This window comes from Phycisphaeraceae bacterium (assembly GCA_019454185.1).
Lineage (GTDB): Bacteria > Planctomycetota > Phycisphaerae > Phycisphaerales > UBA1924 > JAHBWV01.
Window position 1 is genome coordinate 2,965,548 of sequence record CP075368.1, and the last position, 22,178, is coordinate 2,987,725.

A 22,178-nucleotide genomic window follows, 5' to 3' on the forward strand; every position below is an offset into this window, starting at 1 on the left:
GCTCTCCAGAGCGGTGTGCCTCGAAACGCCTTTCCGTCGCTGAAGGCGACGCGGCCTCGCGCCTTCAAGGCTCAAGGGGCCGCCAAGAGCCGAAGCCCAGGGCAAGTGAGTGCCGAAGGCACGAAGTGCCGCTGACCACCGACGCTCTCACTTCCGACGCTGCGGAGCAGCGAGCGTTCCTTGCCAGACCCAAGGCGCACCGCGCCCCCCACACGGCGTCGCCGCAGGGTCTTGTACAGTCCCCCGCGCAGCGCATCCTTATAACGCCTTCCCTCTTCGGTGGCACCGCTCTCCAGAGCGGTGTGCCTCGAAACGCCTTTCCGTCGCCGGAGGCGACTGAACTCTCCTCGCGGAGATGCGGCGTGGCAAGTGGGGGGCCGCGCAGCACTCTTTCTTATCCGCCCGTGCACCCAAACCCCGCGCGCCCTCAAATCTCCTTCGGCACCCCCGCCGTCAGGTTCACCGGCTCACCCTCCGTCACCAGAATGTTGTCCTCGATCCGCACGCCGCCGATCCCATACAACTTCTCGACCTTCTCCCACGCCACATGATCCCTGTGCTTCTCGCGCCGCGCCGGATCATCCAACAACGCCGGAATGATGTAGAGCCCCGGCTCGATCGTCAGCACATACCCGGGCATCAAGGGCAGGTCGCACCGCAGCGTCGACACACGTTTGTCCGTGTGCACCGGCCGCCCCGGCAATCTGCCGCTCGCATCGCGCACGCCCAACCCTACAAAGTGCCCGACACCGTGCGGGAAGAAGAGCAGATGCGCCCCCTGCTCCACCAGCGAATCCGCATCACCCTTCATCAACCCCATCTCCACCAGCGAGCGCGTCATGTCGAGCGCGGCACCCAGATGCACATCGCGATACTCCACGCCCGCGCGGCACGCATCGCACGCCCGCTTCTCCGCGTTCAACACCGCCAGATACAAATCCCGCTTCACACCCTCCCACGCCCCCACACAATACGTCCGCGTGATGTCGCACCCGTACCGCGCCCGCTCCGCGCCGGCATCAACAAGCACCAGGTCGCCCGCGTTCGCCGCCTTCTCCCCCGGCGTGAAGTGGAACACCGCGGCATTCGACCCGACACCCACGATCGATCCGTAACACGTCCGGTCCGCGCCGCTGCGAAAGAACTCCGCCTCCAGCTCGATCTTCATCCGCCGCTCGCTCACGCCCGGCTTCAGGAACTGCTGAAGGACCTTGTATCCCGCCTCGCTCGCATTCACCGCCGCGCGAATCCGCTCGATCTCCACCGCCGACTTCGGCCGGCGCGCGTGCGTGAACTGCTCGCGCACCCCCTCCGCCCGCGCCGCATCATGCCTCACTCCCGCGATCGCCGCGCCCAGATTCACAACCGCCCTCCCCCGCCGCGCCGCCAGCCAACCCGCAAGCCCCGACAGCGAATCCCCCACCATCTCCCGCGGCCCCTCCCACACACGCTCCTTCTCCGTCACGTCCGGCTCAAAGTCGCGCCACCCATCCTTCGGGCCATCCTTCGGATCAAACGCGATCACACCCCCGATGCACTCGCGATCCGCCAGATAGAAGTACTCCGCGTGCGACAGAAACGGATACGTCTGATCCATGCCCCCCGGAATACCCAGCGGCTCGCCCGCCCCCACAAGCAGGATCTCATCCTTCAGATCGAGCGCCCTCGCGATCCGCTCGCGCCGAGAAATGACTTCCGCCTTGTCCATGCCGCCTGATGCCGCGCTCGCCATGCCTGACTCCCTGCCTCGCTGCCTTGCTGCCTTCCTGACTTCGTGCCTTGTGCCTTGTGCCTTCGTGCCTTCGTGCCTTCGTGCCTTCGTGCCTTTGCCCCTTCCCCTACACCGGATGCCCATACCCCAGCCGCTTGATCACCACCTGATAATCCGCGTTCTTCGCAAACTTCGCGATCAGCGAAGGAACCACCTCGCGACGACCCATCGGGCGGATCGTCCTCCCCTCCAGCCCGCGGCTTGAAACCACATCCCCCGTGATCGTCGCGTAATCAGCCCACCGCTCCTTGTACGTCGCATCAAACTCCACACCCAATGCCGCGCACATCCGCGCCATCTCCACATCCGGGTTCCTCGTGAAATCCTCGTACCGGATCACGACCTCCGGGAGGCACTTCTCGACAAACTCCCGATACCCGCGCAGGTAGTGCTCAAGATTCAGACACCCCTTCATGATCGGAAGCGCCGAAAGACTCATCCACTGATCGATCGGATGCCGCACCGTCGCGACCCGCACCAGCTCCGCCACCGGCGCAAGATGCTCGACGTTCATCGCGCGCATCGGCGCCCGCGCCAGAAACGGCGGCCCGTAGAAGTCGATGTGCTCCCACGACCGGATCACGAGCGTCAGCCCCTTCCGCTCCGCACGCTCGCGGATCAGCAGCATCAGCTCCGCGTACCCCATCGTCGACTCGCCCAGCCGCGCCACATCCTCCGGCGAGAAGAGCCCGAACCACTCGTTCGCCTGCCCGAACGGATTGATGTACCGCGCCCCCAGCGGATGGATCTCGGACAAGAGACACACACCCCGCATGCACCCGAGACACCGACCGATCATCGTCGATCCCGACCTCGCCAGGTTGTGCCACAGCCGCAGCGTCGGACGCGCCCCCGGACCAGATTCATCCCGATGCTCACTCATCACGCCAACGGTAGCAACCGGCACACACGCGGGAATCCACCGCCGATCCACTCGCCCGCTAGACCCCCTTCTTCGCACGCCCCGCGCTGGTAGACTCCACAGCGGGATGCCGACACGCGGCTCCCGCCATGCTGCACCGTGGAGGAACATCCGATGAATCCTGATTCGCCCGATTCGCGCAAGGCGTCTCGACGCACGAAGCAGACCGAGAGCAGCCAGTCGCGCGAACCAGACGCCGACGCCCCGCCCGAGCTGAGACAGACCCCCGACGCCGCGCCCAGCCGATCAACGCCCGATGCCCCGCCCGAGGGTGTCAGCCGCCGTCGCATCGTTCCTATCCCGGCAGAAGGCCCGATCGTCTACGTGAGTTACGCATACGCCGACGCGCCACGCGTCGAACAGTTCGTGAACACGCTCCGCGAGAGCGGCATCCGTGCCCAGTGCGACTCACTGGGATTCATCGACGACGAAGGCGGCCCGACGTCGGATCGTTACGACAAAGCGATCAACCGGAGTGACTACTTCATCTCGTTCGTCACCGGCACCTATTCAATCCGAGCCCAGTCCGACCAGTTGACCGGTGTTGTCAGAGATCTCGCAATGCTGGCCCGACGCGTACTCGAGAATCCCCACGTTCACCAAACGATCCTTCTTGTCTTCGACGGTGAAGACCAGTGGTCGGGTGAGATGCCTGTTGTATTCCTGGGCGCAACACGCAAAGCCGTTTCCTTTCGCTATCGCGAGATGGATGTCAGCGCAGGCAGGATCGCGGCATTCCTCGCCTCTCGTCCCAAACCCGAGGCGACCGACACATCTGGCTTCCATGTTGCCCGCACCGCGATCGTCGACAATCTCCTCGACATCGCGGCATTCGATCCGCGCGACCCACTCAACACAGCCATCACACCAACCTCGCTGATCAATGCTTTCCTGGAGATCGCCGCACTCGCGCCCGATGCCCGAAACTCCGCAACATGGTTCTGGAACAACCTATCCGCCAAAAGGCAGCGTCAACTCTCGCGAGCGACGAACAGATCTCCCGCAGTCAGATCCAGAGACAAGAATCGATCATCGGCAGACAGTCCCTACCACCTCGCATCGGCAGACGCCGCGTCCCTGCTCGCCTGGGCCGCGTTGTATTCACAAGAAGACCAAGATGCTGAATCGATCTGGGGCACACACATGCTCGCCGCCGTGCTCCACGCCGACGCGCCGTGGACAAGCGAAGTCGAAAGCGCACTCATCGATCACGATCTTGATCCCAAGACGATCCGAGAAGCGTTCGCGTCCGCACTCCCGAACTGGGGCACACATATCAACCCTGAGAGTCTGATGCTCTGGAAGGGAGAGTCGCCCACACGCTCACAGCCGAGCCGAGCACGCGGCACACCATCCTCTACCACCTGGTCCACCGCCGAGGGCACCGCACGCCTCAGCGCCGATGATCCCTCGGCAGCATCCAACTTGGATCCGGAGAACGATCATCTCGGCGTCGACCCGGACGTCGTCGCCTTCGCGCGCGTCGCCGCATCCTGGGACCTCACCCCGCCCCTCGCCATCGGCCTCTTCGGTGACTGGGGCTCCGGCAAGACCTTCTTCATGAAACGCATGAAGAGCCACATCGAGAAGAACTCGAAGAAGGCCCGCGACGACACTCGCCCCCAGCGAGACCTCGAATACTGCAAGTACGTCGTGCAGATCGAGTTCAACGCCTGGCACTACTCCGAGGGCGACCTCTGGGCCTGTCTCGTCGATCACATCTTCACCAACCTCCGCCTTTCCGACAACGAGGCCGACTCCGAAGTGGCCCGCCGCGTCAAGACCATGCTCACCGAGATGCAGTCGCTTAACAACGATGGCGTTGCAGCAAAGGCGCGGGATCAAGCAATGGATCTCGCGGTCAAGCAAGCAAGTGAAGAACTGAATGCCGCGAAGCAGCATCTTGCCGACGCGCAGGGTGAATATACGGCTGCGTCCGTCCGCGATATCTGGGAATCTGTCTGGACCAGAGAAGTCATCAAGGGCCAGGTGACTGATCTGCTCAAGGATGCCGGAATAGACACGGAGAGCATTGAGACGGCAGAAGATCTCAAGAAAGTTGCCGAGGAAGCACGCTCACTCGCCGCCAAGGCCGGAAATGTGCTGAGGTATGTTCGCTCACAGTGGAAGAACCCGTACGCTTACATCGCCATCGCTTTGGCGGTCGTACTTCCCGCCCTCATCATCACACTGACCGAGGCGCTCTCAGACCCGGCCCATGCTGTCGTGGAGATCGTTGTCGCATCACTCTCGGCCTTGTCGGGCGGTGCTGTGATCTGCCGCGCGATACTCCGCAGGATCTCAGAAGTCGTGGAGCTCGTCGACAAGCCCCGTCGTGTCGCGGAAGAGGCGCGAAGGCTTGAGCTTCAAGCCGCTGAACGGAAGATCAAGGACCTTACCGAGCGTCGGATCGAGGCAGAACGCCACTCGATAGATATCAAGTTCCAGAAACAAGAGCTCCAGAAACGCATCGACGCCGTCAACGCCACTCGCCTCCTCACCGAGTTCCTCCAAGACCGTGCCGGCACCGACGACTACCGCAAGCGGCTCGGCACCCTCGCCCTCATTCGCCGCGATTTCGAGCGCCTCTCAAACCTGATGAGTGAGCAGCGCCGCGAGGCGATGAAGGAGCCAGAAGCAAAGCACGGGACGCCGAGCGCTCCGCAACCCGACGACAAGTACCAGGTCAACCGCATCGTCCTCTACATCGACGACCTCGACCGCTGCGCGCCCGCCAAGGTCGTCGAGGTCCTCCAGGCCATCCACCTCCTCCTCGCCTTCCCCCTCTTCGTCGTTGTCGTCGGCGTCGATGCGCGCTGGGTCCAGCGCAGCATCAAGCATCGCTACGGCGAGCTCCTCCGCAACAAGAAACAAGAGAACGGAGAAGGACCTCAGGACGAGTTCCACATCGACCCACGTAACTACCTCGAAAAGATCTTCCAGGTCCCCTTCTGGCTCCCGCCCCTCCATATCAACCACTGCTACAACCTCATGGATGGCATCCTCAAGGCCGATGTGGCCGCCGCTGCCGACCCCTCTCCAAAGCAACCCGCCTCGCAACCCGACACCCAGTCTGGATCAAACGCGAACGACGCGGCGACCGGCACCAACTCCGGCGAACCTGCCCACACCGCGACAAAGGGTTCCGCAGCCGGAGGCCCTTCGCCCGCCACAGATCCCTCCTCCGGCAGCGGCACGCCGATTCAGCCCCAGGAAACGCCCGCGCAGACAGGCAACGCCCATACGCAGACAAACACGGAGAAAGGTCGCGACAAAGACACCACCCCCGTCGTCGCCGCTCGCTCCGTTGCCATCACGAGCGGCGAAGCCCAACTGATGAAGCGCTTCGCCCCCATCGTCGGCACCTCGCCCCGCTCCGTGAAACGATTCATCAACTGCTACCGGCTCTTCAAAGCCGTCGTCCCCGGCGGGCACACCGACAAGCCCTCCGATATCGAAACCAACCTCTCCATGTTCTTCCTCGCCGTCGTCGTCGGCGCGCCCGACCTCTTCGGCATCATCCATCGGACCATCGCTTCATTCGATAACGCGACGCCCACCATCGACCAAGTCCGAGACAGGATCGGCGAGCAGATCAGGTCCGCCGATCCGCGCATAGATGGCCCCGCCATCGCCCAATGGGAACGAGTCAAACCCGTCCTCGAAGTGCTCAAGAAAGAGGAAGCCGAAACGAAACTCCACAACATCGCATGGATCATCGATCGCGCCCGACGCTTCGGCTACGACACATCCATGAGCCCCACACCACCGACACCCACGCCGGGTCACGAAGACCCCATGGATGCCCGCGCTCGCGCCGCTCCGCCACCCGCGTGATCACCATCTCGCACCCACCACCCACCACATCACTTCATCTGCCATCTGGCTATTTGCCATTTGCTATCTGCGATCTGCCTCCCCCACCACCTCGATCTTCACCCGCGACACCTGCTGCTTCGTCGCCGCTCGCAACTCCTGCTCACCGCCACCGCGCAGCCACATCGACAACTGATACATCGCCGACGCGTCCTCCGTCGCCACCGTCAGCACGCGGCGAGACACACCACGCGCCCAGCAACGCTCCCGTAACTCCCGCGGCACAACCCGCTCCCACTCCTCATCCAGACCCCCCAACGCCGCCTTCGCACTCTTCAATCGCACCACCTCAGGCGCGATCGCCTCGCCCACCTCACGCCGCGGCTCCGGCCTCGCACGCAACCGCCTCAGGTTCTCCAACGCCCGCACCGTCGGATCCAACGCAAGCGGACCCGGCATCGGATCCGATTCCCTCTTCGCGGCTCGCGCCGCGCGCCCCGTCGCCCCGGCCCCCACCGAGCCGCCACCCTTCCCCTTCTGCCCCGACCGACCCAGAGATGAGCCCCCCGAAGACGAACCACCCGGGGCCTCCCCCGGCTTCTCGCCCGCCTTCTTCTTCGTAACCTTCTTCGCCACCATCTCGCCCCTTGCGGACTTCACACCCCGCCAACCCCACACGCCGCGTCCGATCGTCTATTCTTCGCGTCCTGCCGCCTCCGCTCTTCCCTCTTCCCCGCTCGTGCCTTCGTGCCTCCGTGCCTTCTCCCTCAGCCCCTTCCCCCCCATGCCCACCGCCATCTCCATCCGAAACCTCCACAAGACCTTCGGCAGCGGCAAAGCCGCCACCGCCGCCGTCAACGGCATCAACCTCGAAATCCAACCCGGTGAACTCTTCTTCCTCCTCGGACCCTCCGGCTGCGGCAAAACCACACTCCTCCGCATGATCGCCGGCTTCATCGACCCCACCGGCGGCACCATCCTCTTCAACGACAAAAACGTCACCCACGCCCCGCCCAACACCCGCAACACCGGCATGGTCTTCCAGTCCTACGCCCTCTGGCCGCACATGTCCGTCGAACAGAACGTGGGCTTCGGCCTCGGCGTCCGCAAAGTCCCGAGACCCGAACGCAGGCAACGCGCCCAGGAGGCCCTCGACGCCGTCCAGATGGGCCAATACGCCAAGCGCAAGCCCAACCAGCTCTCCGGCGGCCAGCAGCAACGCGTCGCACTCGCTCGCGCCCTCGTCATCCGCCCCGATGTCCTCCTCCTCGACGAACCCCTCTCAAACCTCGACGCCAAACTCCGAAACGACCTCCGCACCGAGATCCGCAGAACCTGCAAGACCTACGGTTCATCCGAAGGCCAGCCCGGCGGCATCACCACCATCTACGTCACCCACGACCAGAAAGAAGCCCTCTCCATGGCCGACCGCATCGCCGTGATGCGCTCCGGCCAGATCGTCCAGATGGGCACACCCACCGACCTCTACCGCCGCCCGCGCACACGCTTCGTCGCAGAGTTCCTCGGACAAACCAACATCATCCCCGCCACCGTCGCGGGGCGCGAGGGGGACCATCTCTCCGTCACCGCCGCGTCCGGCCCCATCCGCGCAGAGATGCCCCCCGAAACCACCATGCCCGAGCCCGCCGCAGGAACCAAAGTCCTCCTCTCCATCAGGCCCGAATCCCTCCGGCCCGCCCCGCCCAACACCCCCGCACCCATCCGCGGCACACTCGTCGAAACCACCTACCTCGGCGAGATCCTCCACCGCACCATCGAACTCCCAGACAAGACCCGCGTCACCATCGCCGAACTCAACCCCTCCCCCGCCGCACTCGCACAACCACTCGGCTCCAGCGTCGCCCTCATCGCCGACCCCGCCGATGTCGTCGTGATTCCAGTCGAGTGATCGTCCACAAATATCTTCCTTACAAAGACTTATGCATTGTTCCCGCAGGCGGAACTCTCGCCCACGCGGGGCATGGACCCCGGTTTCAAGGTGTGCGACGCGTTTCATCATCAGCCGGCAACCTTCCCACGGGTTCTCCCGAATAGCACCCGCCGCACGCGTCACAGATGCCATCGGCATTGACCGGAGCATCGGTGTTCGCTACAACCTTCGTCCCGGTCCGGCCTTGTCACGGCCCGCCCGGTCGTCGCATACGATCCACTCGACACGGTTCGTCAAGGAGTTGTCGATGTCCCCCTACGCCCGTAACGCTTCCCGCCTCCTCATTGCCGCCGCACTCATCACCGGCCTCGCGGCGACTTCCGGCTGCTCGTCCTCGAAGGACAAGCGAGTCGGCAAACTCCGCAACAACCCGACCCCCGGCATGTCCACGCTCTACCAGCGCCAGGACGATGTCGACAACACCCTCGCCGTCTACTTCAACGAGATGGATCGCATGTTCTGGCAGGACCTCGGCCGCGCGTTCTACACCGACCGCCCCTCGCGGCTCACCCCGGAACCCCAGCCCCGCTGATCTCAACCACAACTCGCGCAGACATCATCAAGTCTCTTGCAACACGGGTGAGCCATCACCCGTGTTGTCGTTCATACGCGCCAACATCCGCCCGGGCGCGGCGTCTCGACGCACCGCCACACACACGACAAAGGGAACGGGCGTGCCCATCCGGACACGCCCGCGCTTTCAGTCTCAGAATGTCTTGTGGGAGAACAGAAGTCCCGTTCTCCCGAGCCCGGCGGGTCATCCGCTGGGCGTCCTCCTCGTTTTACCCCTCGCGGTCCGCGCTCGGCGGGACGCGAACTTACGCCGAGTACTGCCCCCGAGCGATCTTCTTGAAGATCTTCGGGTGCTTGATCAGCGTCTGGTTGACAATCGTCCGGAAGTTCTCGGCCGACGTCTTGTACCCATTCTTCTGAACCGCCGCCGTCACCTCGGTCACGCCCATGGTCTTCCCCTTGAGCGTCTTCTGAAGCGCCTCAACCAGATTCATGTCGTTCTTCGGACGCTTCCGGCCCAGGTTCACGCCCGGCCCGCCGAAACGCAGACGACGAGAGCCGCCGATCCCGCCGCCGTTCGCGATGATCTCGCGCTCGATCGCCTCAACCTTCTGCATCGCCTTGGCGTGCTGCTTCTTCAGTTTCGTCAGCGTACGCCCACGCCGAGCAATCTCGGCCTGAAGGTCGTCAACACTCAAACGTGAAAGACCGCGTGTTCCAGTCGAAGCGCGCCTCGCCATATGTGTGAACCTCACTTATCTTGACCCCGGCCGATACACTTTCGGCTCTCGCGCACAAAGCAGCTTTCGGCGCTGGGACCAAAACTTACACACGCCGGACCTTCGATTCCACACCCGAACCAAGATTCACGCCCGACCGCCCATCCACCTCAGCCGCCCGGCGGCGTCACAACCTCGCCCCCGAGCTCACGCTCGACCATCGCCGAAACCTGCTCGATCGTCTCGCCGGCAACATACTTCTCAAACTTCCCGAGCAGCTCCCCGCCCCGACCGATCACCACAAAGGTCGGATACGTCCGAACGTCATACGACGACGCCACGCCATCCGCACCCAGCAGCAGCGTGTACCCGAGACCACGATCCTTGAAGAACGCGATCGGGCGATCATCCGAGCGTTCACGCACAGACATCCCCAGCACACGCACGCCCCGATCCTTGAAACGCTCGTGCAACGCCTGCACCTCCGGCGCAGACTGGCGGCACTGGATGCTCCACGATCCCATGAAGTCCAGCACTACCACGCTCCCGCGCAATGAATCCAGCGACACTATCTCCCCCTCCGCGCTCCGCAGAGAGAACCCCGTCGCCATCGGACGAATCTCACGCGCCGGCTGACGCCGCTGCTCGACCCGCTCCGCGCCCTCCTCCCCGCCGTCGCCGCCCAGCCGCGCCAAAGTAGCCGCACGCACCGGCTGATCCACCGGATCCGTCGTGATCACAAATCGTTCACGCACGCCACCCTCGGGACCCTCGATCTCAACATCCTCCATCGTCAACGAAGGATTCAACTCAACATTCCGGAAGTCCGTGATGAACGACGCGCTGAACTGCATCGCCTCGTTCCCGCCACCCACATACTGCGCAAACCGCCGAGGCAACTTGTCCTCCTTACCGATCCACATCCGCGCCTGCCTCTGGTTCGCGCGATACGTAATGTCAACCACCGTGCACACAACCCCGTCCAGCGTCTCCTCACCGGAGATCACCGAGTCCGCCTTCTCCATCTCGTCACGCCACGGATTCGTCCCGATCATCTCCTTCACACGAACCGTCTCCGCAAGACGCACGCCCGCGTCCATCACGCGGCCCTTCCGAACCACCACGCCGCCCGCCGCGCTGTCCACAAACTGCGTCTGATCGATGAACCACGCCACGTCGAACGGCACAAGAGGATCGCCCCCACGCATGTTCCCCGTACCCTTCGCACGCATGATCCAGTGATACTTCGTGCTCTCCGGCTTCAGCATCGTCACACGCGCAGACGCCCCGCCCAGCGGCACAGGAAGATTCCCCTCCTTCCGATGCGAAATGTCCCAGCGGATGCTCCGCGCCCGATTGATCGCCGCGGCACACTCCAGAATCGCCGCACGACCCGACGACGCACGCTGCCCCTCACCGCGCTCCACACCCTCCGGCGCAACCTGCGCCTCAACCTGCTCCACACGCTCCTGCGCCGACGCGCTCACGCACACCAACGCACACGCCGCCACAACGCTCGCAACCCGAACCAGTTCATTCTTCTTCATCGCTCGCTCCACAGTTCACCCCACGCACAAGCAACATCCAACCTACCCGCGTCCCCGCCACACGCTTCACATCCAATCACCAAATGCCCACAACCAACGTCACGACATCGTCACATCCCACACCCCGCTCCACCCCCGCCCGCCCCACTCACTCCACCTCCACCCGAAGCAACTCACGCAACGCCGCACCAGGATCCTCCTGGCGCATCAGGTGCTCACCCACAAGCACAATCCGAACACCACTCATCCGAAGCCGCTTCAGATCCTCCGCAGACCGGATCCCGCTCTCCGAAACCAGCGTCCGAGGATCCTCCACCATGTCCACCATCCGCAGCGTGTGACCCAGATCAACCCGCATCGTCCTCAGGTCCCGGTTGTTGATCCCCAGCAACGCATACGACGAGTGCGGGAACCCCACGTGCGGCCTCACACGCAGAAGATTCTCCATATCGTGAACCTCAAGCAGCACCGTCATCTGCAACTGCTGCGAAAGAATCATCAGATCAAGCATCTCGCTCGTCGTCAGACACTCCGCAATCAACAACACCGCGTCCGCGCCCGCCGCACGGCTCTCCCACAACTGCCACGGATCAAGAATGAAGTCCTTCCGAAGCACCGGCAAAGGCACCGCATCCTTGATCCGCTGAATGAACTCCAGACGACCGCCAAAGAACTTCTCGTCCGTCAGACACGAAATCGCCGATGCGCCGTTCTCGAAATATCCAAGCGCAACCGCCTCAGGCCGAAACCCCTCACCCGCGTACTCCGCTCGGATCAGGCCGGCAGAAGGACTCCTCCGCTTGACCTCCGCAATCACAGAAGTCTGGAAACCGTTCGGGTGCCGCGTCACCGATGCAAAGAAGTTCCGCGGCGGCTCCTGCTGCGCCACCATCGCCTCTAACTCACCAAACGAAACCCGCTCCTTCCCGAGCGCGATCTCGCGGCGTTTCTCTTCCATGATGTCCAGAAGTGTTTGCGAAAGCATGGGCTCGATTCTTGACCCCCTCCGTCACCTCGTCACACCCCTCCGACACCTCATCGGCACATTCCAACCCTCCCTCCGCCAATCCTCACTCCTCCTTGCCCTCCTCTTCATCACCCTCACCCCCTCTCCCGCCTCCGCTCAGGATCTCCCCCCCGCTCCCCCTCCACCCGCCGAGCAGGCCCCACGCGCCGAAACCCCGCCACCCCCACGCGAACAACCCCGCGAACAACCCCAACCCCGACCCACGCAACAACCCCGAGAGCAGTCCTCGCCCTCCGGCGACTCCGATTCATTCAAACTCCCCGATGTCACCGGCTGGACCGTCTCCGACGCCGTCGAATACGCCGAGAACAACCGCGTCGTTGTCGTCGCCATCGTCGCCGCGACCGTCTTCGTCTTCCTCTGGATCGGCAACATCGTCGGACCCGGCTCCACACCCAAGCTCGCCGGCCGCGATGTCAAACCCCTCCCCGCACCCATCTGGCTCTTCGGCGCGATCCTCGTCTTCATCGCCGCGCCCCTCGCCGCTCAGTTCCTCAAAGAACTCCCCCAGGTCAACTCCGGCTCCGACCTCCGCGAACGCGCGCTCACACAAGCCGGAGGCGTCGCCGCAGGCATCATCGCCGGCATGGCTCTCCTCTTCGTCATGTCGCGCACCGCGCCAAAGGCCGGACTCAAGATCAAGTTCTCAGACATCCCCTTCGGCATCGGCGCGTTCCTCCTCGCCCTCCCCTTCGTCATCCTCGCAGGCGATGCCGCCGTCGCCCTCTACCGCGAGCTCTACAAAGAATCACCCTCACCCATCGCACACCCCACACTCGAACTCATCCTCGCAAACAAGTCCAGCCAGTGGGCCATCCTCCTCGCCATCACCGCCGTCATCGGATCGCCACTCCTCGAAGAGATCCTCTACCGCGGCTTCCTCCAGTCCGCGCTCCTCCGCTTCCTCAACGGACAAGTCTGGCTCGCCATCATCGGCTCCGCCGCACTCTTCACCCTCGTCCACCGGCTCGGACAACCACCCGTCCCCTGGCACGCACTCCTCCCCATCTTCGTCCTCGGACTCTCCATGGGCATCGCCTACGAACGCACCAAACGACTCGGCGTCCCCATCGCCATGCACATCTGCTTCAACGCGATGAACGTCGCCCTCGCCTGGTCTGGCAACACATAAGCCACACTCCGGTTACGGATGGCGCTCGGCTCCATGAGGATTCGCTCTCGCCATACCTGGCACTATCCTGGACAAGGTTATTTGAAACTTGATGAAGAGGTGCATGATGGGTGCCAGCAACAAAGATCTGTGTACCATCACGTCCGGTCAGAGCGTCCATCGCCGTGCATGCTGGATACCGATCTGCTTGCTTTCTTCGCTCCTCTTGCAGCCATCTTGCGACGGCAGCCACAATGGCGGCCACATGGAAGATCTCGGCACACTTGGAGGGCGCGATTCCTGTGCGAGAGCAGTATCCGCCGACGGCAGCGTCGTAGTAGGAGAGGCGCAGACCCACCTCAACGATCCTCACGCGTTCCGCTGGACGGCCAGCGGCGGCATGACGGACCTTGGAACACTTGGAGGCCGGTTCTCAAAAGCGACCGCCGTCTCGGCCGATGGCACTGTAATTGTTGGAGAAGCTCGTACGAGCGAAGGGCGGTTACGGGCCTTCCGCTGGACTTCCAGCATCGGCATGTCAGAACTGACGGTTGCGAGTGAGTTCAGTGGATCAGCTGCGACTGCGGTATCTGCCGATGGTTCGGCCGTCTTGGTGCACACCTATGACGATCAATCAATACCGACGATCCGCGCTTACCTCTGGACCACGGGAAACGGAATGCGGGACCTTGGGACGCTTGGAGGGGTAGCTGCCCATGCGCGCGCGATGTCCGCAGATGCATCGGTCATTGTCGGTGAATCCATAGATGCGGACGGAGTATTGCACGCCTTCATTTGGACGCCAACGGATGGAATGAGCAAGCTGGGCGACATGGATGGGCACTCCGCGGCATACGCGGTCTCCGCCGATGGAGCAGTCGTAGTAGGCAATCAGGTGGCTCGGGATCTGCTCGCCCAACAACGCGGATGGTTTCGGTGGACTCGCAATGAAGAGTTGCAGACAGGACTTGGGATCCTAAGTGGGAATACCGCAACACTTACTGTTTCTGCGGATGGTTCCGTCGTGGCCGGCCCATGGCGGAATGCGTCCGGCGAGTATCGCTACTTCCGCTGGTCTACGAAGGATGGAACTCGAGACATCGGTCCCGTCGGCCACAACTTGGCATCGATACCGATCTCCGCTGATGGATCGGTGATAATCGGGCATGCGCCTGGAAACCGCACCTTTCGTTGGACCGAAGCCAAGGGCGCACAGGATCTCGGAACCTGGGAGACAAACGCCAACACCGCGCCCGGAAGTTCCAAAGACGGTTCAGCGACAGTCGGACATGCGGCAAACCGAAACGTGTGCATCGCGCACGCAGTTTCTGCGAACGGCTCGGTGGTAGTCGGTCAGGCTACGAGCGCGGCCGGCCAGCTTCGGGCCTTTCGTTGGAGCCAGTGAGTCACCACTCCCGCCAGCCCCCATGAAACCGTCACGCGATACTCACGAACCCTGAAGAGTCGCCCGCACTCGCTCCGCTCGTCTGCTCGTTGCTCCGGTTCGACACGCTCGCAACGCCTCACGCGCACCGCGATCCTGCTCCGCCGCGTTCCCAACACCCGCACCCCGCAGGGGTGCTCGTCAAAACACAACCCCATCACCACTCTCTACACACCCTCGTCGCCCTCGAAGTCGCCGCCCGTCGCGACTTCGACGCTGACATCCCTGCCCCACCAAACAACTTCTCCGCCCGAAGGGCGCACCATCGTTGCCGCCCGCGCCGGCATCTGGTCAACGCGCCGCGATGCCGCCCCGAGAACGCCAACCAACAACCGACACCCCAAAGGGAGCCCCGGGCGCGAGAGCATTTTGCGCCATGTGTTCCAAGGGTTTCCATTGTGGAGACTTGCGCGATCTGATGGCTCATGCCATGCTCGGTCCCACTGGTGGAGCTGCCAGACAGGAGACCGAGCATGGACAACGCGAGTTGGAGGGTGTTGGCGGCGAGCGTGCGGAAGCTGGATCGGAGCCCGCGTGGCGGTCGCTTCACCTTCACCGATGCGGACATCGTGCTGACCTTTCTCTGGGCCGTCTTGCACCGACGACCCACCTCCTGGGCGTGCCGACGCGATGCATGGCCGTTGTGGCGGCGTGGTCGATTGCCCTCGCCAAGCAGGATGAGCCGGCGGCTGAGAACCACCAGCGTCCAGGCGTTACTTGCCGCGGCGGAGGCGGAGAATCTGGTCTCTGCATCGGGAGCGTTGGTGCTGGCTCTTGACGGCAAGGCCCTGCGCGTCGCCTCGCACTCCGGAGACCGGACCGCGACCTTCGGCGCATGGGGACTGCGCGGCTACAAGCTCCATGCGATCTGCGATCTCGCGGGCTCGATCGTCTCCTGGCGTCTCACGCCCATGCACTGCCATGAAGCAGTGATGGCCAAGCGGATGATGCGAGACATGGAGTTGAACGGGTATGTGCTGGCCGACTCGAACTACGACAGCGTGAAGCTCTATGAACTCTGCGCGTGCAAGGGCGGACAACTGGTGGTTCCGCGGAAGGACTGCCGCGTGGGTCGCGGCGTGCGGCGGTCCGGAACGCATCCGGACCGCCGTCGAGCCATCGACATGCTGGAGCAGAGCATGACGGGCTTCGGCAGGGGCCTGCTGTCACTCCGGCGCGTGATCGAGCGTGTGTTTGCACGCCTGGAAATGACCCACCATGTGGGGCTTATCCCGCCGCACGTGCGCGGCATCGAGCGGGTCCGTCGATGGATCCAAGCCATCATCATCCTTGATCGACACACACAGGCAATGAAGCGATGACGCAAAAAGCTCGCGAGCCCGGGGTGCTGCGTCTCCGCACCGCCGCGACTTCACGCATCTCAATCACATTCGATCAATCGCTGAAGCACTCTTCCGCACGAGGCGCCGCTGACCACCGACACCCTCACCTCCGACGCTGCGGAGCAGCGACCAATTGTTGCCATGCACGCCGACGTCTGGTCAACTCACTCAACCGCATCCGAGTCCATACTCGTTCATAAAGTCCAGCAGATCCAGTATGTCGATGATGCCATCACCATTGAGATCCATCTCGATACCGTACGGCGCACACGGCGAATCCCGCCCCACGCACTCTCCGAACGACTCGATAAACTCCAGAACATCGAGAATGTCGATTGTGCCATCGCAGTTGTGATCCGAGGCGCACACCGCGAGCAACACTCGATCTGACCACACAACCCCGCACTCGTTCGCAACCCTGCACTCGTACTCGCCGGCCATCGCAAACCCAGCGTTCGCGATCGTCAGCGTCGGCGTGCGAGAGCCGGTCACAACCGAGCCACCCGGACCCGCGCCGTCTTCGAGCGGCTCTCCGTCCTTATGCCACACAAGCTCGATACTTCCGTATCCGGAAGACGGAAGGGCCGTGAAGGTCGCATCAACTCGTGCGCAGTACCCCGCGACATCCTCGGGCTGAACCACGAACCCCGCCACACCGCTGGGCGACCACCGCGCGAGATGACGGCTGCCCGTCGGACCAAAGCTCTGGAAACCGCCCACAATCACGGTCTCATCTCTGTACGGAAAGGCACCCCGCACGTCCGTACGTGTGCCGATGCCGGGCGCGACCTCACGCCAACCATCCGCGAACCGCTCGAGAAGTGATGTGAACACCGTCGGCCCGCTCCGAATCGAACTCATCGCAATGAGGCGTCCGCCGCTCTCTGTCAACCACCCGAAACTGCTGTAGTCTTGCCGCCACTGGTCACCGTCCCAACGCATGATCACGCCGACAGGTATACCGAGATACGCCGTTTGCACCGCTGCATACAGCTCCCCGTTGTGCGTTGCCACATCAAGCACCTTTCCGACAAGTCCCTCTTCAAGAGTCAGCCACCCATCCCCGTCCCAAGCCGCGACACCGCGCACGGTCTGCCCTCCGGCCTGAACGAAACTGCCCGAAACCACCAGCAAACCGTTCCACTCGGTGACAGCCGTTCCCGACGTAACCGAACCAAGCCCGGGAATCACAGCCCAGCCCGTCGGTGTCCGCTTCGCGGCCGCGGAGAATCCGCTCCCTGACGAGAAGCTCCCCGCACCGTACACCTCGCCGCGGAACTCCGTCATCCCGGCAAGCGAAGAGTCCGCGGACGATACAGTCGTCCATCGCTCCCCATCCCACGACACGATGTTGGAAGCAAACACAGCCCCGGTCTCATGCCGCACGCTGCCACCAACGTACAAGACCCCGCCGCCCTCTGTGATCGTCGCGATCGTGCCCAGCAGTCCGTTCCCCAAGGGCTCGAAGCGGTGCCCATCGAATCTCGCGATACCAACCGTCGGCCCATCCGGAGTCAGGCGGAAACTCCCTCCCACGATCAGGTCGCCGCGATACACGCCGACCGCAGTGATCTCACCATCGAACGCACGCCGCTCATGCAACCACGACCCATCCCGCAGCGTCGCGACACCTCCGGCAAAACTCCCACCGATCCACAGACCCTCCTCGGTCACGAGCGCGGCCGCAATCGAGATGGGTTCGCCGATCGCGCCATCCTCCCAAGAATCTCCGTTCCAGATCTGGATCGATCGAGACTCAAGCCCCGAGGAACTGCCGGCGATCGCGACTCTCTCGTTCCAGCCGAAGATCGCCCGCGGGATCATCTCCAGACCCGCCACCATCGGCACCCACGAGGATCCCTCAAGACGCATCACATAACGCCCGACCGCCGAGTTCACGCCGCACGCGTACAGACTCCCCCCGATCGATTCCAACGCAGTGACGCCAAGCGGAAGCCCGTTGCCGACAGCAGACCACACGCTGCCGTCCCACGAGGCAGCGCCAAGCGCGGGAACCGATCCGACCAGCGAGAAATCACCCGCAACAACAAGCTGCCCATCGTGAATCGTCGCGACTCGAGGCACATTGTTCAGCCCGCCGCCGATCGCGACCCACCCCGAACCGCTCCAACGCGACACAAAGCCGCCAATCACTCCGATCGCATGCAGTTGGTCATTGAATACGACCAATCTCAGCACTTCGCCGCTGAAGCCCGAGCCGAGCGGCTGCCAAGACGATCCGTTCCAACGCGCAATACGCGCAAGCGGCGTCGCGCCCGACGCCGTGAAGCTCCCGCCCACCACTATCTCCCCGTTGAACACCGCCGCCGTGCTCACGGTCCCGTTCAGACCCTGCCCCAGCGAGTGCCAAGTCCCGTCACGTCGCACCCCAACCCCGTTGAACACCTGACCGTTGTACTCGCGAAACTCACCGACCACGACGATCGACTCGCCGAGGGCAGTTTGCCACGTCGTCAACGCCCTCACGGAGCCAAACCCCGCACGCTCACCAAGATCGAGCCAGCCCGGACACTGTGAGAACACTGACCAGGCCAGCGCAACACACACACCAAATGCGGCAGAAACGCGTCGCATCAAACACACTCCCTCGTCATCAGAGCCCTTTCACACCACAACCCGCGACAACACCCCCATCTCCTCGCTCCTCATCCCATATACGACAGACACACTCGTATTCAGCACACGAGTCGCCCTGCTGTAACCCCGGAATCAAAAAAAGATAACTGCGGTTAGCACTCTGGCCGGGAGCCATTGCCCCGGGCTCGTCGCCGACCTCATGCCTCCGCCCTGCCGCCAAACGCGGCACGCCCCGTGCCACCAAAGTCGCCACTCGTCGCGGCTCGCTGCCGACATCTCTGCCTCACCAAACAACTTCTCCGCCCGAACGACACATCCTTCGAACCACGTGTCACTCACCGAACGCGACGCCCCAAAGGCACGCAGTGCCGACAGAGTCCAGCCCAGCCCGTGAGGGCTGGGTTCAAGATCCCCCGCGCAGCGCATCCTCAGTGGAGCGGGAAGGAGGCCCCCGACTCTCATCTACATCCATACTCCTACCCCCTCTTCTCCGAACACTCTCTTCTCCAGGCACTCTCTTCTCTAGGCACTCCCTTCTCAGGACACTCTCTTCTCCAGGCACTCCCTTCTCAGGACGCTCTCTTCTCCAGGCACTCACTCCTCCGGGCGGCCCGGAGGGCCGCGGGTGTGTAGCCGCGGGTGAAGGTCGCGCTTCGCGACCGGAACCCGTGGAAAGCAACACCCAAGCGAACCCGCCCCGGAGGGGCGGAGGTCGATACATGCGCCTCCGCATCACCGCGGCCTCACCCACTCTCACTCACATTCGATCAAGCGCTGAAGCGCTCTTCATCACATAGTCCCGCACCAACACCCTCACCTCCGACGCTGCGGAGCAGCGAGCGACGGTTGCCACACCCAAGGCGCACGCCGCCCCCCACGCGGCGGTCGCCGCAGGGTCTGGTACAAACCCCCGCGCAGCGCATCCTTTGAACGCCTCTGAGTCGCGCACGAGCCCGCAGGGCGAGGAGCGACTGAACTCTCTTCCGCCCTCCCGATCCGCGGCAGCCCCACTCTTCATCCACCCCCGCGCCTTCTACCCCCTCCGCCCCTCTGCCCCTCTCCCCACTTCATCTGCCATCTGGCCATTTGCTATCTGGCCATCTGCCTCCACGCCTTCCCCCTTCGCCCCCACTCTTCAACACGATGCTCAACAGGCCACCGACACGCTCACTTCCGACGCTGCGAAGCAGCTACGACCGTTGCCGGTGGCGCAGCGAGGTCGCCCCTGCGACCGAGCCAGCCACCGGTAAAGCCATCCGCGCAGCGCATCCTTGGTGGAGCGGGGCGGAGGCCCCCGACTCAAAATCCTCCCTCTGCCCCTCTGCCCCTCTGCCCCTCTGTCCCTCTGTCCCCCTGCCCCTCTCCCCACTTCATCTGCCATCTGGCCATTTGCCATTTGCTATCTGGCCATCCCCCTCCGCCCCTATGCCGCCCTCCCCCACTTCATCTGCCATGTCGCTATTTGCTATGTGCTATTTGCTCTCCCCCAGCCGCAACCACACCCTCACCGCCGTTCCCACACCCGCCCGCGACTCGATCTCCATCCAACCCCCCGCCCGCTCCACCAGCCGGCGGCTCACTTCCAGCCCCAATCCCACACCCCCCACTCCCCCACACACACCTCGCGCGCCACCACCCACCACGCGATACCCGCGCCGACGCAACCCACCCAACACACCCTCCTCAACCCCCCCACCACGATCCATGACCTCAACCACACACCACTGATTATCGGACTTACAATCGCCCCCGCGCCCTCCGTCAAAGCCACCCGAACACGCCGACCGATCCGTAACATCCTGCCAACGCAAGAGTTCCGGCATCGACCTATCAATATCCGAATCTTGCGACATCTCCACTGGAACCCGCCGGGCCCCGCCGCGTATACATATACTATCATAAGCCGTACTAGAGCCATTCCCCGCCGCCGCGGCGTTCGCCCGCCTCGCATTCAACAACAGGTTCAACAACACCTGAAGCAACTCACTCTCATCCATCGCCCCCTTCAGCCCCGGCTCGATCTCCAGCCGCACGCGCCCTTCCCACCCACCCGCACCCTCCCCACTCTCACATCCGAAGGCATCATCCGCGGCTCGTCTCGCACACTTAGCGATGTCCGCCAACGGCGTACGCACCACTGACCCTGTTTCACGTGAAACACCCCCCCGCTCCGCAGAGACCCGCTCACTCGCCGCGGCGTCCGATCCGTCCTGCTTCGCAAGTTCCATGATCGAACCGGCGATCCCCGTCGCTCGCTTCACGCCCGCCACGACCCGCTCCAGAGCAATCGCCATCCGCTCCGCATCACGCGGCTGCCGCAGCGCGACCTGAGCATGGGCCAGCAGGGGGGTCAGGATGTTGTTGAACTCGTGGGCCACGAACCCGGAGATCTCCCCGAGCATCGCCAGCCGCTCCACCCGAGGCACCGCACCCCCATTCCCCCCACCCCCCCCAACACTCCCACCCTCACCACCAACACCCGACTCCCTGGCCAGCTCGCCGAGCCGGGCCTGAATCAGGTCAATCTCACCGATCAGCCGCTCCCCGGCCCGTTCCGCAGGCCGCTCCCCCTCGCGGCTGTTCCACGTGGAACGCCCCGCAGGCCCGCGCGACGGCGCGGGGCCATCACCCCGCGAATGCGGGCCGGTGGGCTCGGAGTGGCGGCCATGCGATGCCATGTCGCTCCTGGAAAGGGGCGGGAAGGGGGTGCAGGCGATCCGGCGATGGGATCGGCACGATCCAGAGGCGACTTTGGCAGAGTCCGGGAACACGCGGCAAGCGGCCCGATCAGGGCGGCTGGGGGCGTGGGGCGGGCAGGGGCGCGTGGGCGTGTGCGGGTGGGTGGGGGGCTACTGGTCGATGTCGGCGACCGACTCGAAGGGGGGGAGCAGGCCCGCCGCGAGAGCCGCGGCGTGGGCGGTCAGCCAGGCGCCGGCACGGGCGGGCCGGAGGTCGATGGAGCCGACGCGGTCGAGCGGGATCCAATCGAAGGCGATGTGTGGCTCAGCGGATGGGACTGGATCGGGGAACGGGGCAGCGCCGGGGCCGAGGTGTTTCACGTGAAACAGGAGGTTGACCTCGTGGCGCTGGACCTTGCCATCGTGGAAGGCGCACTCGTGGACCTGGAGCAGGGGGCCGACCTGGCAGGAGAGCCCGGTCTCTTCGAGGATCTCGCGGGCGAGGGCCTGTGCGGCGGTCTCGCCGAACTCGACATGGCCGCCCGGGAGGTAGGAGTAGCCGCGTTTGCGGCTGCGGCAGAGGAGGACGCGGGGGGAGCCGGTGCGGTGGTCGATGGCGACGCCGCGGGCGATGAACTCGATGTGGCCGGGCTCGTCCTCGGGGTAGGTCTTGGGCATGGGCGCAGGATAGCAGAGGGAGGTGGGGGGTGGGGAGTGGGGGGGTGTTTCACGTGAAAC

The 22,178-nt window shown here is 63.9% G+C and carries 15 protein-coding genes; 6 read left to right on the top strand and 9 right to left on the bottom strand.

Annotation, left to right across the window (positions count from 1 at the left end):
* Positions 1 to 427: 427 nt before the first annotated feature.
* Positions 428 to 1,732, bottom strand: coding sequence for a M24 family metallopeptidase (locus KF838_12630; GenBank protein ID QYK47624.1), 1,305 nt, complete (start codon positions 1,730 to 1,732; stop codon positions 428 to 430).
* A 106-nt stretch (positions 1,733 to 1,838) separates the two neighbouring features.
* The gene (locus KF838_12635; GenBank protein ID QYK47625.1) at positions 1,839 to 2,654 is read right to left on the bottom strand and encodes a sulfotransferase; all 816 of its coding nucleotides are present in this window, start codon (positions 2,652 to 2,654) and stop codon (positions 1,839 to 1,841) included.
* A 153-nt stretch (positions 2,655 to 2,807) separates the two neighbouring features.
* Here KF838_12635 and KF838_12640 point away from each other — a divergent pair, with 153 nt between their 5' ends.
* A complete protein-coding gene (locus KF838_12640) occupies positions 2,808 to 6,530 on the top strand; it encodes a hypothetical protein (GenBank protein QYK47626.1) in 3,723 nt (1,240 codons plus the stop codon).
* A gap of 63 nt (positions 6,531 to 6,593) precedes the next feature.
* Here the strand turns inward: KF838_12640 and KF838_12645 are convergent, their stop codons facing one another.
* Positions 6,594 to 7,145 carry a DUF721 domain-containing protein gene (locus KF838_12645; GenBank protein QYK47627.1) on the bottom strand — a complete coding sequence of 184 codons (552 nt, stop codon included), beginning with the start codon at positions 7,143 to 7,145 and terminating at the stop codon, positions 6,594 to 6,596.
* A 148-nt stretch (positions 7,146 to 7,293) separates the two neighbouring features.
* Between KF838_12645 and KF838_12650 the strand changes: the two genes are divergently transcribed.
* Positions 7,294 to 8,418, top strand: a complete 1,125-nt coding sequence (locus KF838_12650; GenBank protein ID QYK47628.1) for an ABC transporter ATP-binding protein — start codon at positions 7,294 to 7,296, stop codon at positions 8,416 to 8,418.
* Positions 8,419 to 8,707: 289 nt separating this feature from the next.
* Positions 8,708 to 8,992 (top strand): hypothetical protein, encoded by a 285-nt coding sequence (locus tag KF838_12655; GenBank protein QYK47629.1) that lies wholly within the window; start codon positions 8,708 to 8,710, stop codon positions 8,990 to 8,992.
* Positions 8,993 to 9,278: 286 nt separating this feature from the next.
* Here the strand turns inward: KF838_12655 and KF838_12660 are convergent, their stop codons facing one another.
* From KF838_12660 to KF838_12670, 3 genes are all read right to left on the bottom strand, one after another.
* The gene (locus KF838_12660; protein QYK47630.1) at positions 9,279 to 9,713 is read right to left on the bottom strand and encodes a hypothetical protein; all 435 of its coding nucleotides are present in this window, start codon (positions 9,711 to 9,713) and stop codon (positions 9,279 to 9,281) included.
* Between the two features lie 149 nt (positions 9,714 to 9,862).
* Positions 9,863 to 11,239 carry a redoxin domain-containing protein gene (locus tag KF838_12665; protein ID QYK47631.1) on the bottom strand — a complete coding sequence of 459 codons (1,377 nt, stop codon included), beginning with the start codon at positions 11,237 to 11,239 and terminating at the stop codon, positions 9,863 to 9,865.
* A gap of 148 nt (positions 11,240 to 11,387) precedes the next feature.
* Positions 11,388 to 12,224, bottom strand: a complete 837-nt coding sequence (locus KF838_12670; protein ID QYK47632.1) for an indole-3-glycerol-phosphate synthase — start codon at positions 12,222 to 12,224, stop codon at positions 11,388 to 11,390.
* On the opposite strand from KF838_12670, the gene KF838_12675 reads away from it, so the two are divergent.
* The 3 genes from KF838_12675 to KF838_12685 all read left to right on the top strand — a co-directional run bounded on the left by KF838_12675 (position 12,223) and on the right by KF838_12685 (position 16,143).
* Positions 12,223 to 13,398: a CPBP family intramembrane metalloprotease gene (locus KF838_12675; protein QYK47633.1), complete on the top strand. Its 1,176-nt coding sequence runs from the start codon at positions 12,223 to 12,225 to the stop codon at positions 13,396 to 13,398. The genes KF838_12670 and KF838_12675 overlap by 2 nt on opposite strands.
* Before the next feature lie 244 nt (positions 13,399 to 13,642).
* Positions 13,643 to 14,782: a hypothetical protein gene (locus tag KF838_12680; protein ID QYK47634.1), complete on the top strand. Its 1,140-nt coding sequence runs from the start codon at positions 13,643 to 13,645 to the stop codon at positions 14,780 to 14,782.
* Positions 14,783 to 15,294: 512 nt separating this feature from the next.
* Positions 15,295 to 16,143, top strand: coding sequence for a transposase (locus tag KF838_12685; GenBank protein ID QYK47635.1), 849 nt, complete (start codon positions 15,295 to 15,297; stop codon positions 16,141 to 16,143).
* A gap of 189 nt (positions 16,144 to 16,332) precedes the next feature.
* On the opposite strand, the gene KF838_12690 is transcribed toward KF838_12685, so the two are convergent.
* The 3 genes from KF838_12690 to KF838_12700 all read right to left on the bottom strand — a co-directional run bounded on the left by KF838_12690 (position 16,333) and on the right by KF838_12700 (position 22,118).
* Positions 16,333 to 18,759, bottom strand: coding sequence for a hypothetical protein (locus KF838_12690; protein ID QYK47636.1), 2,427 nt, complete (start codon positions 18,757 to 18,759; stop codon positions 16,333 to 16,335).
* A gap of 1,475 nt (positions 18,760 to 20,234) precedes the next feature.
* Complete coding sequence (locus KF838_12695; GenBank protein QYK47637.1) at positions 20,235 to 21,440, bottom strand: sensor histidine kinase; 1,206 nt, start codon at positions 21,438 to 21,440, stop codon at positions 20,235 to 20,237.
* Positions 21,441 to 21,611: 171 nt separating this feature from the next.
* Positions 21,612 to 22,118 (bottom strand): NUDIX domain-containing protein, encoded by a 507-nt coding sequence (locus tag KF838_12700; protein ID QYK47638.1) that lies wholly within the window; start codon positions 22,116 to 22,118, stop codon positions 21,612 to 21,614.
* Positions 22,119 to 22,178: the final 60 nt, after the last annotated feature.

Coding starts and splice junctions, on each gene's coding strand:
- KF838_12630 (QYK47624.1), bottom strand. CDS start 1,732: ATGGCGAGCGCGGCATCAGGCGGCATGGACAAGGCGGAAGTCATTTCT.
- KF838_12635 (QYK47625.1), bottom strand. CDS start 2,654: ATGAGTGAGCATCGGGATGAATCTGGTCCGGGGGCGCGTCCGACGCTG.
- KF838_12640 (QYK47626.1), top strand. CDS start 2,808: ATGAATCCTGATTCGCCCGATTCGCGCAAGGCGTCTCGACGCACGAAG.
- KF838_12650 (QYK47628.1), top strand. CDS start 7,294: ATGCCCACCGCCATCTCCATCCGAAACCTCCACAAGACCTTCGGCAGC.
- KF838_12655 (QYK47629.1), top strand. CDS start 8,708: ATGTCCCCCTACGCCCGTAACGCTTCCCGCCTCCTCATTGCCGCCGCA.
- KF838_12660 (QYK47630.1), bottom strand. CDS start 9,713: ATGGCGAGGCGCGCTTCGACTGGAACACGCGGTCTTTCACGTTTGAGT.
- KF838_12665 (QYK47631.1), bottom strand. CDS start 11,239: ATGAAGAAGAATGAACTGGTTCGGGTTGCGAGCGTTGTGGCGGCGTGT.
- KF838_12675 (QYK47633.1), top strand. CDS start 12,223: ATGGGCTCGATTCTTGACCCCCTCCGTCACCTCGTCACACCCCTCCGA.
- KF838_12670 (QYK47632.1), bottom strand. CDS start 12,224: ATGCTTTCGCAAACACTTCTGGACATCATGGAAGAGAAACGCCGCGAG.
- KF838_12680 (QYK47634.1), top strand. CDS start 13,643: ATGGAAGATCTCGGCACACTTGGAGGGCGCGATTCCTGTGCGAGAGCA.
- KF838_12685 (QYK47635.1), top strand. CDS start 15,295: ATGGACAACGCGAGTTGGAGGGTGTTGGCGGCGAGCGTGCGGAAGCTG.
- KF838_12690 (QYK47636.1), bottom strand. CDS start 18,759: ATGCGACGCGTTTCTGCCGCATTTGGTGTGTGTGTTGCGCTGGCCTGG.
- KF838_12695 (QYK47637.1), bottom strand. CDS start 21,440: ATGGCATCGCATGGCCGCCACTCCGAGCCCACCGGCCCGCATTCGCGG.
- KF838_12700 (QYK47638.1), bottom strand. CDS start 22,118: ATGCCCAAGACCTACCCCGAGGACGAGCCCGGCCACATCGAGTTCATC.